Annotated in this window: 11 protein-coding genes; 2 read left to right on the forward strand and 9 right to left on the reverse strand. The window is 63.4% G+C overall.

Annotation, left to right across the window (positions count from 1 at the left end; genetic code table 11):
• Window positions 1-6 precede the first annotated feature (6 nt).
• From A3M7_RS0121860 to gltX, 7 genes are all read right to left on the reverse strand, one after another.
• On the reverse strand, window positions 7-864 hold the full coding sequence (locus tag A3M7_RS0121860; RefSeq protein WP_027545793.1) for a carbohydrate ABC transporter permease: 858 nt from the start codon (window positions 862-864) through the stop codon (window positions 7-9).
• On the reverse strand, window positions 857-1,786 hold the full coding sequence (locus A3M7_RS0121865) for a carbohydrate ABC transporter permease (protein ID WP_027545794.1): 930 nt from the start codon (window positions 1,784-1,786) through the stop codon (window positions 857-859). Before A3M7_RS0121865 ends, A3M7_RS0121860 begins: the two co-directional genes overlap by 8 nt.
• The gene (locus A3M7_RS0121870; RefSeq protein WP_027545795.1) at window positions 1,783-3,069 is read right to left on the reverse strand and encodes an ABC transporter substrate-binding protein; all 1,287 of its coding nucleotides are present in this window, start codon (window positions 3,067-3,069) and stop codon (window positions 1,783-1,785) included. Before A3M7_RS0121870 ends, A3M7_RS0121865 begins: the two co-directional genes overlap by 4 nt.
• A gap of 58 nt (window positions 3,070-3,127) precedes the next feature.
• On the reverse strand, window positions 3,128-4,306 hold the full coding sequence (locus tag A3M7_RS0121875) for an ROK family transcriptional regulator (RefSeq protein WP_027545796.1): 1,179 nt from the start codon (window positions 4,304-4,306) through the stop codon (window positions 3,128-3,130).
• A gap of 172 nt (window positions 4,307-4,478) precedes the next feature.
• The gene (locus A3M7_RS0121880; RefSeq protein WP_027545797.1) at window positions 4,479-5,243 is read right to left on the reverse strand and encodes a hypothetical protein; all 765 of its coding nucleotides are present in this window, start codon (window positions 5,241-5,243) and stop codon (window positions 4,479-4,481) included.
• Window positions 5,244-5,284: 41 nt separating this feature from the next.
• On the reverse strand, window positions 5,285-6,589 hold the full coding sequence (gene gltA, locus A3M7_RS0121885; RefSeq protein WP_027545798.1) for a citrate synthase: 1,305 nt from the start codon (window positions 6,587-6,589) through the stop codon (window positions 5,285-5,287).
• 157 nt (window positions 6,590-6,746) lie between these two features.
• Window positions 6,747-8,174, reverse strand: coding sequence for a glutamate--tRNA ligase (gene gltX / locus A3M7_RS0121890; protein ID WP_027545799.1), 1,428 nt, complete (start codon window positions 8,172-8,174; stop codon window positions 6,747-6,749).
• Between the two features lie 155 nt (window positions 8,175-8,329).
• Between gltX and A3M7_RS0121895 the strand changes: the two genes are divergently transcribed.
• Window positions 8,330-10,006, forward strand: coding sequence for a glutamine--tRNA ligase/YqeY domain fusion protein (locus tag A3M7_RS0121895; RefSeq protein ID WP_027545800.1), 1,677 nt, complete (start codon window positions 8,330-8,332; stop codon window positions 10,004-10,006).
• A 7-nt stretch (window positions 10,007-10,013) separates the two neighbouring features.
• The gene (locus A3M7_RS0121900) at window positions 10,014-10,400 is read left to right on the forward strand and encodes a nuclear transport factor 2 family protein (protein WP_027545801.1); all 387 of its coding nucleotides are present in this window, start codon (window positions 10,014-10,016) and stop codon (window positions 10,398-10,400) included.
• Between the two features lie 46 nt (window positions 10,401-10,446).
• Here the strand turns inward: A3M7_RS0121900 and glnA are convergent, their stop codons facing one another.
• A complete protein-coding gene (glnA, locus tag A3M7_RS0121905; protein ID WP_027545802.1) occupies window positions 10,447-11,877 on the reverse strand; it encodes a type I glutamate--ammonia ligase in 1,431 nt (476 codons plus the stop codon).
• Between the two features lie 126 nt (window positions 11,878-12,003).
• The gene (locus A3M7_RS0121910) at window positions 12,004-12,186 is read right to left on the reverse strand and encodes a hypothetical protein (protein ID WP_027545803.1); all 183 of its coding nucleotides are present in this window, start codon (window positions 12,184-12,186) and stop codon (window positions 12,004-12,006) included.
• Window positions 12,187-12,317: the final 131 nt, after the last annotated feature.

Here is a 12,317-nt window from a genome sequence, read left to right on the forward strand (position 1 = left end):
TCCCCTTCATTTCACGGCGCCGGCGGTAAGCCCGCGTACAAAGTATTTGCCGCCGATCAGGTAGATCAGCAGGGTCGGCAGGGCCGCAATCATCACCGCGGCGCTTTGCACGCCGTGCTGCGGGATATCGGCAACCGCGGCCGAGAGCGCGATCAGCGCTGCCGTGACCGGTTGCTGTTGGCCTGTCGTGAATGTCACGCCATAGAGGAACTCGTTCCAGATATGCGTGAACTGCCAGATCACGGTGACGACCAGGATGGGCGGCGAGAGCGGCAGAATGATGCGCCAGAAGATACGGAAGAACCCGGCGCCATCGATGCGCGCGGCCCTCATCAGCTCCTGCGGGATGGACACGTAGTAGTTTCGGCAGAACAAGACTGTGAAGGAGAGCCCCTGGATCGTGTGGATCACCACCAGTCCCGTGAGCGTGTTCATCAGGCCGGTATCGCGCAGCACGATGGTCCAGGGCAGCAAACGCATCTGCTGCGGAAGGAAGATGCCAAGCGTGACGATGCCATAGATCCACTGATCGCCGCGAAAGCGCCAGAGCGAAACCGCGTAGCCTGCGACCGCCCCAAGCAGGGTGGAGAAGATCGTCGCCGGAATGGTCACGAGCGCCGAGTTCAGCATGTATGGCCGGATGCCGGCGCAGGTCTGCGCAACGCAGAAGTCGGACCATGCCGTGAGGTAGTTGCTGAAGGCCCAGTGGAGCGGCCAGCCGATCATCGAGGTCTGCGCGATTTCCTCATTGCTGCGCAGCGAATTCAGGATGACGACGATCAGCGGCACGAGCCACGCGACCGCGACCAGCAGAACGACGAGATAGATGAGCATGCGGCTCGGCGTGAAGGTCCGGTCACGCATGAGAGGCCCGCCGTCGCTGGAAATATCGCCACGCCGCGTAGGGCAGCAGCACCGCAAGAAGAATCAGCAGCATGAGCACGGCCGCCGCGGCGCCACGACCGAGCAGGCCGCGCTGGAACATCAGGTCGTAGACCACCAGAGCCGGCAGCTGGGTCGCAATTCCTGGGCCGCCATTGGTTAGCGCGCGGACGAGGTCGAAGGTCGAAATGGCGAACTGCAGCTGGATGACGATGACGGTGATCGTGATCGGCCACAGCGTCGGCAGAATGACGCGCCGGTACATCCGGATCGGTCCGGCGCCGTCGATCTGCGCGGCCTTTATGAGGTCGGCATCGACGGAGCGGAGGCCGGCGAGGAAGAGCGCCATGGCGAAGCCCGAGGACTGCCAGATCGCAGCGATCACGATCGTCCAGATCGCCATGTCGCGGTCGACCAGCCAGTCGAACCGGAAGGAGGTCCAGCCGAGATCCTGGACGAGCTTCTGGATCCCAAGGCCGGGATTGAGCAGCCAGCTCCAGACCGTGCCGGTGACCACGAACGACACCGCCAGCGGGTAGAGGAAGATGGATCGCAGCGTGTTCTCGCCGCGAATGCGCTGGTCGAGCAGGATCGCAAGCACGAGGCCGGTCGCCAAACTCAGCAGCACGAAGGCACTGCCAAACAGCAGCAGATTGTCGAAGGCGATCTGCCAGTTCCGCGATGCCAGAACCGCCGTGTAGTGGCGCAAGCCCACCCAGCCCGAGACCGGGACAAGCGTGGATGGCGTGAACGAAATCCAGATCGTCCATAGCGAAAACGAAATGAGATGCGCCGCCGACAACAGCAGCGGCACCCAGATCGTCAGATATTCGGGCAGCCGGCCCACCACGTTCGGTATTGCCGGCCGCCCTGTTCTCGATGTAGCGGCGACGGTGTCGGTCAACGCGAGCCCTCGACGGCCTCGGCGAGGCGGGTGACCGCCTGCTCCGGCGTGATCGTCTTGTTCTTCGCGTATTCGGTGAACACGTCGATCATCGCGGCAGTCAGGCCATTTTCCTGTGCCATGTTGTGCGCGAGGCTCAGGACGGCCTGATTGTTGGCCACGGCATCCTTGAGTGCGGCTGCGGTTCGCCGTTGACCATCCGACCAGCCCTCACCGGACAGATCGACATCGGTGCGCACGGGGATCGATCCCGTGATCTGCGAATACATGGTCTGGATCGCCGGATCCATGACGAGCTGGGCCATCAACATCTGGCCGGCCTGGAGATCCGCCTCCTTGCGCTGCCAGAAGATGAAGGCATCGGCATTCAACAGGAACACCGGCTTGCCATTGTCGCTGGGGCCCGGCGCGATCACGAAGTCGTCGAACTTGAAACCGGCGTTGCGCAACACGCCCTGCGCCCACCCGCCCATGATCATCATGCCCATGTCGCCGTCCACGAAGCGCTTCAAGTTGGTGGCATAGGGTTGGGCGCCGACATTGGGGTCCATCCAGTTGGTGATCTTGCGCATCTGTGCGAAGGCAGCCTTGATCTCGGGACCCTCCAGGGCCTTCTTGTCGAGATTCATGATGGCTGTGCGGTATGCAGCAGGACTGATGCCGGCGAGCGAGGCTTCGAATTTTTGACCATCGTCGGCGCGGGTGCCACCGTTCGCGACGGGATATGTGACACCGCCTGATTTCATCTTTTCGGCGAGATCATTGAAGTCGGCCCAAGTGACCGGGATCTTGTCGGCCTTGGCCTTGTCCATCGCGCGCTTGGAGAGGAACAGCATGTTGGTGCTGTAGATCTGCAACGGCAGCGCGATCCACTTGCCGCCCGGCTTGTGCAATTTCGCGAGGTCTGGCGCGACAACCTTCTCGTAACCTGCCGCAGCGACGACAGCGTCGAGATCGACGGTCGGGGCGATCTTCGACCAGGCCGCAATCTCGGGGCCCTTGAGCTGCGAGCAGGCCGGCGGATCGCCGGCAATGATCTGAGCGCGCAGCTTGTTCATCATCTCGGTGGTGAAGCCGGGGACGGGTGAGTGCTGCCAGACCCCGCCTTTCTCCTCGAATTTCTTGCCGAGCGCCGTGATGGCCGCCCCGTCGCTGCCGGCGGACCATTGCGAGATCGCGGTCAGGCGCGGCTTGACCGCGCTTTGGGCCCGGGCAAATGCCGGCAGTGCGAGCGCGGCAGCAGATCCAGCGAGCAGACGGCGCCTTGTTGTTGTGATCGGCATGGCAAGTTCCTCCCGGTGTGAACTCTTTTGCGCGAGAGCCGCGCAGCTTCAGTGCATTTCAGGCGGCCTCCGTCGATGCGGCGGGCATGCCGCCGCGGCAAGCGAGGCAGAAGGCAGCGAACGCCAGCGCGGCCCGCGGATCATTGCCGTTCGACGGCGGCACGAAAGCGAGCGATACCTGCGCATGCTGCGGGCCGCCGAGCAGGCTGGCGTCGACGCCGTCGACCAGAGCCTTCCGATCGTCCTCCGCAAGCAGCGAAGGCCAGCCGCTGATTGCAACGCCGCGGCATGGCTTGACGTTCAGCGTGTTGCCGATCGCAAGCCCCAGCCGGAACAGCCGCCGGCGCAGTTCCTGGCGAATGCGCGCTGAGAGCGGGATCGCGGTCACCCAATCGTTGCCGAGCTGAAGCAATTCGGCTTCGGAAACACCAAGGAGCTCGGCGAGGGCGGGAAGCGACGTATAGGCTTCGACGCAGCCGTGATGGCCGCAGCGGCAACGCGGTCCGTCGGTGCCGAACACCATGTGGCCGAGTTCGACCGGCTGGAGGGCATCGGCCTCGGTCGGATCGTCCACCCAGGTGCCTGCAACGCCCTGGCCGACGAAGACGAAGAGATGCGCACCACAGAACGGATAATTCTCCCTGCGGCAGCGGTGAAAGGTGGCGTGCGCGACGACCGAATTGGTGAACTCGACCGGCACGCCGGCAAACAGCTGGGCGAGCGTGGCGCTGATGCGCCCGACGTCGCAGGGGATGATCGGATTGGTCGATATGCTCAGCCGGCCGAGGCCCGGAATGGAGACGCCGATCTGTGCAAGCGTGATGCGGCGGCGCCGCGTCCAGTCACGCAGCAATGTCAGCGCCTCGCGAAACACCCGGCCGACGGACTCGATTGTGGGCTTTTCCGGTAGCGCCACGCGCTCCGTATAGTGCAGCTCGCCCGACAAGGTCCCAACGCCGACGCTGAGCCACTGGCCGGTTACCTCGACGGCCGCAAGCGCCACCGAACCATCGAGCGACACGAGGCCCGTCGGCCCGCCGACGTAAGGGGCAGGGCGCCGCACCTCCTCGATCAGGCCTTCGGCCTTCAGATCAAACAGGATGCGCGACAGGCTCGCTTCCGACAAGCGCACGGCCTTGGCCAGAGGCGGGCGAAACGAACCGCCCGACTGAAGCAGATGAGTCAAAATGGCAGCGCGCGTCTGCCGCCGACTTCTCGGCTGCTCCGGCATTTCCATCCCTATCGTCATTCTTACTTAGTGTAAGAATTTGCGCGCGGAGCGTTTCGCCTGTCAAGGCGCTTGGTGCACGATACATCGACTTGTTGTTGTGCGCGGCAGCAAGATCGGATCGCAATCTGCGCGCGACGTCACTGCTTTGGTCGTCGGCAGCGCAGGGGAGCGACACCGCTCACGCAAGACGCACGACGTCGACGATGATCCGTTTGCGATTGTCCGGGTCGACCAGGACAGGCAACTCGTTCCCGACGGCGGTTCGGTTCTCGCGGCGGCTCGAGCTGCCGAATGACATGCGTGTGACCGCTTCCCAACCAGTTCCGCCGTTAGGGTCGTTCACCGCGAGGGCGATGTCCCATGTCCCGCCCGGAGCGCTGCTGGGTTGCACCTCGTGCGCGGTCAACACCTTCGCCGTGGTCGGGACCAGGCCGAGGGCTGCGGCGCCGCCGGCAAGCGCAATCTCCATCTGCTGCGGCGTCAGGCCATTGACCAGGGCCGGCGACGATGCCGCGTGCTCCACCTCGCGCCAGACGCGGGGAAACGGCCGGTGGCCGGACGTGTCGGCCTGCTGCTCGCCGCGCAAATGCTCAGCGAGCCTTTCGGCGACATCTCGCCCGGTCGGCACCAAATCCCATTCGATCCTGAACCGTGTGGGATCAGCGAGGTCCACGGTGACCGGAAGCACCGTCCCAGGGTGCGGCCATTTCGGCTTGGCAACGTCATAACCGCTGTACCGCACCGCAGTCGCTGCGACGCGCTCCGCGGTGATGATCCCGTCAATGTCGCATCTGGGATGAAGCACCATCTCGCCGGCCGCATCGGGGAACGGCGAACAGGCCACGACCTGCAACCATCCTTCCACCGGGTTCGTGATCCGCATCCGCTCGCCCTGCGCTTTGCTCGCTGTTCTCGGTATCCTGCCAAACAAAAACGGCGCCATCGTGAGATGGCGCCGTCTCGAAAGCCGTGTTGGCTGAAGCCTTACTTGCGATCCTTGATCGCGACGTAGTCGCGGCGGGTGACGCCGGTGTAGAGCTGGCGCGGACGGCCGATCTTCTGCTGCGGATCCTCGATCATCTCGCTCCACTGGCTGATCCAGCCGACGGTGCGGGCGACTGCGAACAGCACGGTGAACATCGAGACCGGGAAGCCCATCGCCTTCAGCGTGATGCCCGAATAGAAGTCGACGTTCGGGTAGAGCTTGCGGTCGATGAAGTACTGGTCGCTGAGCGCGATCTTCTCGAGCTCCATCGCCACCTTCAGCATCGGATCGTCGCCATGGCCGGTCTCCTTGAGCACGGCGTGACACATCTTCTGCATGATCTTGGCGCGGGGGTCGTAGTTCTTGTAGACGCGATGACCGAAGCCCATCAGGCGGACTTCGCTGTTCTTGTCCTTCACCTTGGCGATGAATTCCGGGATCTTGTCCACGCTGCCGATCTCGGCGAGCATCGCAAGGGCCGCTTCGTTGGCGCCGCCATGCGCCGGGCCCCAGAGGCAGGCGATGCCGGCGGCGATGCAGGCGAACGGGTTGGCGCCGGAGGAGCCGGCGATGCGCACCGTCGAGGTCGAGGCGTTCTGCTCGTGGTCGGCGTGCAGGATGAAGATCTTGTCCAGCGCGTCAGCGAGCACCGGATTGATCTTGTACTCCTCGCACGGCACGGCGAAGCACATGTGCAGGAAGTTCTCGGCGAACTTCAGCGAGTTCTTCGGATACACGAAGGGCTGGCCGATCGTGTACTTGTAGGCCATCGCCGCCAGCGTCGGGATCTTCGCGATCATGCGCATGGAGGCGATCATGCGCTGCTTCGGATCGTTGATGTCGGTGGAGTCGTGGTAGAACGCGGCGAGCGCGCCGACGGAGGCCACCATCACGGCCATCGGATGGGCGTCGCGGCGGAAGCCCTGGAAGAAGCGGGCCATCTGCTCGTGCACCATCGTGTGATGGATCACGCGATCGTCGAAATCCTTCTTCTGCGCGGCGGTCGGCAGGTTCCCGTAGAGCAGCAGGTAGCAGGTCTCCAGGAAGTCGCCGTTCTCGGCGAGCTGCTCGATCGGATAGCCGCGGTATTCCAGCACGCCCGCGTCGCCGTCGATATAGGTGATCTTGGACTGGCAGCTCGCGGTGGAGGTGAAGCCCGGGTCGTAGGTGAACAGGCCCGACTGGCCGTAGAGCTTGCCGATATCGATGACTTCAGGCCCGACGCTGCCGCTGTGGATCGGGAGATCGTAGTTCTTGTTTCCGACCGTCAGCGTGGCGGTCTTATTGCTTGCTTTTGCGTCCATCGTAGGTCCCCGATGTATGGTGAAACGGGCCGGACCCGGAAGGCCCCGATGACATGGTGGGGGCAGGCCGGATGTTCCAGAAGGTACGGGGGAGATGGGTATATTATTGCTGTGTGCGCTGCAAGATGGCGCCGCGCATGCTCGACTTACGTCTAGCCTAGTCCTTGGCCTGATCCTTAAGCCGGCCCAAACTTTCCTGGCGTCCCAGCACGTCCAAAACCTCAAATATACCAGGCGACGTGGTCCGTCCGGTCAGCGCGGCCCGCAAGGGTTGTGCGACCGCGCCAAGCTTGAGACTATTTTCCTCGGCAAAGGCGCGTAGCGCGGCTTCCGTCGTGGCGCCGCTCCATGTCTCGACATTCTCCAGCGCGGAATGAAGCTGGCCGATCAGCTTGCGGTTCTCGGGCGTCAGCAGCGCTTGCGCCTTGGGATCGAGCTCCAGCGGCCGGTCGGCGAAGATGAAATAGGCGCTGTCGATCAGCTCGATCAGCGTCTTGGCGCGCTCCTTCAGGGCCGGCATGGCCATGAGAAGCTGCGCGCGCGTGGTGTCGTTTAACTTGGCCTTAAGCTCATCGCGGCTGGGCACGACGTGGTCCAGCACGTCCTCGAACATCTTCACGAGTGATTGATCGTCGGCGTGGCGGATGTAATGGCCGTTGAGGTTTTCCAGCTTGGCAAAGTCGAAGCGAGCGGCGGCGCGGCCGACGCTGGCGAGGTCGAACGCGGCGATCATCTCCTCGGTCGAGAAGATCTCCTGGTCGCCATGGCTCCAGCCGAGGCGGACGAGGTAGTTGCGGAGTGCGGCCGGGAGGTATCCCATGGCGCGATAGGCATCGACGCCGAGCGCACCGTGGCGCTTCGACAGCTTCGAGCCGTCCGGGCCGTGGATCAGGGGGATGTGGGACATGCTCGGCAGCGCCCAGCCCATCGCATCATAGATCTGCTTCTGGCGGGCGGCGTTGATCAGATGGTCGTCGCCGCGGATGACGTGGGTGACGCCCATGTCGTGGTCGTCGACCACCACTGCGAGCATGTAGGTCGGGTTGCCATCGCCGCGCAAAAGCACGAGGTCGTCGAGGTTCTCGTTTTGCCAGACCACGCGGCCCTGGACCTGGTCCTCGATCACGGTCTCGCCGGTCTGCGGCGCGCGCAGGCGGATGGTGGGCTTGACGTCGGCTGGGGCCGTGGCCGGGTCACGGTCCCGCCACATGCCGTCATAAAGGCGGGTCCGGCCCTCCGCGCGCGCCTTCTCGCGCATGGCGGTGAGCTCCTCGGCGGTGGCGTAGCAGCGATAGGCCTTGCCGTCGGCGAGCAGCTGCTCGGCGACCTCGCGGTGGCGGGCGGCGCGGCTGAACTGGTAGATGACGTCGCCATCCCAGCCGAGCTCGAGCCACTTCAGTCCGTCGAGGATGGCGCCGATCGCGGCCTCGGTGGAGCGCTCCCGGTCGGTATCCTCGATCCGGAGCAGCATCTTGCCACCATGCTTCTTGGCATAGAGCCAGTTGAACAGCGCCGTGCGGGCGCCCCCGATATGGAGGAAGCCGGTCGGGGAGGGAGCAAAGCGGGTGACGACGGAATCGGTCATTCTTGGCAGGGCCTATGCATTGGAAGCGGTGGTGTATAGCAGGACCAGAGCATAACTAAAGCCCGACGGCGGACCTGCCAGCCCTTGCTTAAGCCCTTGGCTCAGCCTCCCGAATTTGGCAGAAGGACCGCTGATTTCCCTACAGGATTTTCGTAATGACAGAACCGATGGCAGCTGAGGTTGGGCGCGATTTCATTCGTGACATCATTCAGGCCGACCTCGATCAGGCCAAATACCAGGAGATCGTGACCCGGTTCCCGCCGGAGCCGAACGGTTACCTGCATATCGGCCACGCCAAGTCGATCGCGCTCAATTTCGGCATCGCCCAGGAGTTTCCGGGCCGCTGCCATCTGCGCTTCGACGACACCAACCCTGTCAAGGAAGAGCAGGAATATATCGATTCCATCCAGGCCGACGTGCACTGGCTCGGCTTCGACTGGGGCAAGAACCTGTTCTTCGCCTCGGACTATTTTGATCGCCTGTACGAATGGGCGGAGACGCTGATCCGCGACGGGCTCGCCTATGTCGACGACCAGACCCAGGAGGAGATCCGCACCTCCCGCGGCACATTGACCGAGCCCGGCAAGAACTCGCCGTTCCGCGACCGCAGCGTGGACGAGAACCTCGACCTGTTCCGCCGCATGAAGGCGGGCGAATTCCCCAACGGCGCGCGTGTGCTGCGGGCCAAGATCGACATGGAAGCGGGCAACATCAATCTGCGCGATCCCGTGCTGTACCGCATCCTGCATGCGCATCATCCGCGCACCGGCAACGCATGGTGCATTTATCCGAGCTACGACTACGCCCACGGCCAGTCGGACGCGATCGAAGGCATCACGCATTCGATCTGCACGCTGGAGTTCGAGGACCACCGGCCGCTCTACGACTGGTTCATCGAAAAGCTGCCGGTGCCGTCGAAGCCGCACCAGTACGAGTTCGCGCGGCTGAACCTGACCTACACGCTCTTGTCGAAGCGCGTGCTGACCCAGCTCGTGCGTGAGGGCCATGTCGCGGGCTGGGACGATCCGCGCATGCCGACCATGGCGGGCATGCGCCGTCGCGGTGTGCCGCCGGCGGCGCTACGTGAATTCGTCAAGCGTATTGGCGTCGCCAAGGCCAACAGCGTGGTCGATGTCGGCATGCTCGAATTCTGCATCCGTGAGGAGCTGAACCGCACCGCGCAGCGCCGCATGGCGGTGCTGAAGCCGCTCAAGGTCGTGATCGAGAACTATCCGGAAGGGCAGACCGAGGAGCTCGAGGCGATCAACCATCCGGACGATCCCTCCGCCGGCACGCGGAAGATTACGTTCGGGCGCGAGCTCTATATCGAGCAGGACGACTTCATGGAGAACCCGCCCAAGAAGTTCTTCCGCCTGTCGCCGGGCAACGAGGTGCGGCTGCGCTACGCCTATTTCGTCAAATGCACCGGGGTGATCAAGAGCGATGCCGGTGAGGTGGTGGAGCTGCGCTGCACCTACGATCCCGCGACCAAGGGCGGCAACGCGCCCGACGGCCGCAAGGTCAAGGCGACCATGCACTGGCTGCCGGCGGCAGCGTCGAAGCCGGCCGAAATTCGCATCTACAACCAGTTGTTCGCCAACCCGAGCCCGGACGCCTCGAACTTCGCCGCCGATCTCAATCCGCAGTCACTGGAGATCCTCAGCGACGCGCGGATCGAGGCATCGGTCGCGGAGAGCAATGCGACCGAGCCGATGCAGTTCGAGCGTCAGGGCTATTTCGTGCGCGACAAGGACTCGACGCCGGGCAAGCCGGTGTTCAGCCGCACCATCGGGCTGCGCGACACGTTCGCGAAGGAAGTCGCGAAAGGTTGAGGTGCGCATGAGCAGTGAGGCCGACGCCATCGTTTCCGCCATCATCGCGAAATGGTGCGCCGGCTTCGCGACGCTGGATGCCGCGGCGTTGTCATCGCTCTATGCGAAGAATGCTTTCTTCTTCGGCTCCAACCCAAAACTCTACCAGGGCAGGGACGGCGTTGCCGATTACTTCAATGGCCTGCCGCGATGGCGCAAGCCGAGTGCTGCGTTTTCCGAGGTGCAGACCGCGCAGGCCGGTCCTGATGTGATCAACATGGCCGCGATCGTGTCGTTCGATTTCGCGGGCGAGCGCCCGGAACTCGTCGTCAAGGTGAGCTGGGTCATCACGCGCCAGGACGCCGATTGGAAGATCGTCAATCATCACGTCTCGTCGAGGGTCCCGATGATCTAGCAGCGGAGGGCTCTGCCCGTTCCGCCAGGTGCGCGGTCGCCGCTCGCTAGATGTCGTAGTAGAGATGAAACTCGTAGGGATGAGGTCGCAGGCGGATCGGGTCGACCTCCTTCTTGCGCTTGTAGTCGAGCCAGGTTTCGATCACGTCGGCGGTGAAGACGTCGCCGCGCAGCAGGAATGCGTGATCGCGCTCGAGCGCGTCGAGCGCCTGGTCCAGCGATCCTGGCGTGGACTTCACCTCCTTCGCCTCCGCAGGCGGGAGGTCGTAGAGATTCTTGTCGATCGGGCTGCCGGGGTCGATCCGCTTGTCGATACCGTCGAGGCCAGCCATCAGCATTGCCGCGAAGGCCAGGTAGGGATTGCAGGACGGATCCGGCGAACGAAACTCGACGCGCTTGGCGTGCGGATTCGGCGAATACATCGGAATCCGGCAACAGGCGGAGCGATTGCGCTGGGAGTAGACGAGGTTTATCGGAGCTTCATAGCCCGGCACCAGACGCCGATAGGAATTCGTCGTGGGGGCGCAAAGCCCGCACAACGCCCAGGCGTGGCTCAATAGCCCGCCGATGTAGTAGCGGCCAAGCTGGCTCAACTCGGCGTAGTCACCTTTGTCGTAGAACAGATTGGTCTCACCCTTCCACAGCGATTGGTGAACGTGCATGCCCGAAGCGTTGTCCTCGAACAGCGGCTTCGGCATGAATGTCGCGGTCTTGCCGTGCTGATGCGCGGTGTTCTTCACCACGTATTTGTAGATCATCAAATTGTCGGCCATGCGGGTGAGGGTGGTGAAGCGCATGTCGATCTCGTTCTGGCCGCCGGTTGCGACTTCATGGTGATGGGCCTCGATCTGGATCCCCAGAGATTCCATCGTCAGCACCATTTCGGTGCGTAGCGCCTGCATGCTGTCGGTCGGGGGAACGGGAAAGTATCCCTCCTTCGGGCGCGGTTTGTGGCCGAGGTTCGGCCCTTCCTCAGAGCCGGTGTTCCAGCTGCCTTCGCTGGAGTCGACAGCGTGCATGGCATAGTTGATGCCCTGTGCGTAGCGCACCTCGTCGAAGACGAAGAACTCCGCTTCCGGGCCGAAATAGCTCGTATCGGCGCGCCCGGTGCCCTTAAGGTAGATTTCGGCTTTCTGGGCGATGTAGCGGGCATCCCGGCTATAGGACTGGCCGGTCACGGGGTCGCGGATGTTGCAGATCAGAACCAGCGTTTTGGCCGGACTATAGGGGTCGACGAATGCCGTCGTCGGATCGGCGACGACCAGCATGTCGCTTTCCTGGATCTCCTGGAAGCCTCGGATCGATGAGCCATCGAATCCAATGCCCTCATTGAGCGCATCGGCATTCACCGCGCTCGGCGGGACGGAAAAATGTTGCCACACCCCCGGCAGGTCGGTGAACCGCAAATCGATCATCTGGACTTTCTCGTCCGTGATCGCCTTCACGAGGTCTTCGGCTGTCGTACATTTCGTAACCATGGCTTCGCTCCCAGGTCAGCGTCCCGAGATCGCGTAGCCGTTCGGCCGCAACCTGGCGGCTCGCGACGGACTGTGGTCCACGTTCGGCGTTGTCGCCGCAGTCAGGCAAGCTTCGCGCGACGGCAGTCAGCTTTGATGCGGCCCGCGCATCAGCTTCATCGCGTCTTCGATGTGCCGCCAGGTTTTTGCCAATTCGAGCTCGCCCTTCCGCTCGAGGTCGATGGCGTTTTGAGCGGCTTCCGCAATGGCCTTGGGGCCATGGGCTTCCAGCAACTGCCGCGCATAGTCGTGGATTTCCATTTCTCGCATGGCGTCATCTCCCTCTTGTTCTGGGCGCGAACCGGGTGGGCCGAGAACGGCAGACTTTGACACCTTTCAAGCGCCGATAGTCTGCATCCTGGTGCGCCGCACTTGCAAGGGCCCTTTCCGGGGCAGGGGCG

It is taken from the genome of Bradyrhizobium sp. WSM2254, assembly GCF_000472645.1.
GTDB classification, from domain to species: Bacteria; Pseudomonadota; Alphaproteobacteria; order Rhizobiales; family Xanthobacteraceae; genus Bradyrhizobium; species Bradyrhizobium niftali.

What these genes read in the sequence shown, in the direction of transcription:
- glnA (WP_027545802.1), bottom strand. Translation starts at nt 11,877, where the DNA reads ATGGTTACGAAATGTACGACAGCCGAAGACCTCGTGAAGGCGATCACG.
- A3M7_RS0121870 (WP_027545795.1), bottom strand. Translation starts at nt 3,069, where the DNA reads ATGCCGATCACAACAACAAGGCGCCGTCTGCTCGCTGGATCTGCTGCC.
- A3M7_RS0121875 (WP_027545796.1), bottom strand. Translation starts at nt 4,306, where the DNA reads ATGGAAATGCCGGAGCAGCCGAGAAGTCGGCGGCAGACGCGCGCTGCC.
- A3M7_RS0121860 (WP_027545793.1), bottom strand. Translation starts at nt 864, where the DNA reads ATGCGTGACCGGACCTTCACGCCGAGCCGCATGCTCATCTATCTCGTC.
- A3M7_RS0121910 (WP_027545803.1), bottom strand. Translation starts at nt 12,186, where the DNA reads ATGCGAGAAATGGAAATCCACGACTATGCGCGGCAGTTGCTGGAAGCC.
- gltA (WP_027545798.1), bottom strand. Translation starts at nt 6,589, where the DNA reads ATGGACGCAAAAGCAAGCAATAAGACCGCCACGCTGACGGTCGGAAAC.
- A3M7_RS0121880 (WP_027545797.1), bottom strand. Translation starts at nt 5,243, where the DNA reads ATGGCGCCGTTTTTGTTTGGCAGGATACCGAGAACAGCGAGCAAAGCG.
- A3M7_RS0121900 (WP_027545801.1), top strand. Translation starts at nt 10,014, where the DNA reads ATGAGCAGTGAGGCCGACGCCATCGTTTCCGCCATCATCGCGAAATGG.
- gltX (WP_027545799.1), bottom strand. Translation starts at nt 8,174, where the DNA reads ATGACCGATTCCGTCGTCACCCGCTTTGCTCCCTCCCCGACCGGCTTC.
- A3M7_RS0121895 (WP_027545800.1), top strand. Translation starts at nt 8,330, where the DNA reads ATGACAGAACCGATGGCAGCTGAGGTTGGGCGCGATTTCATTCGTGAC.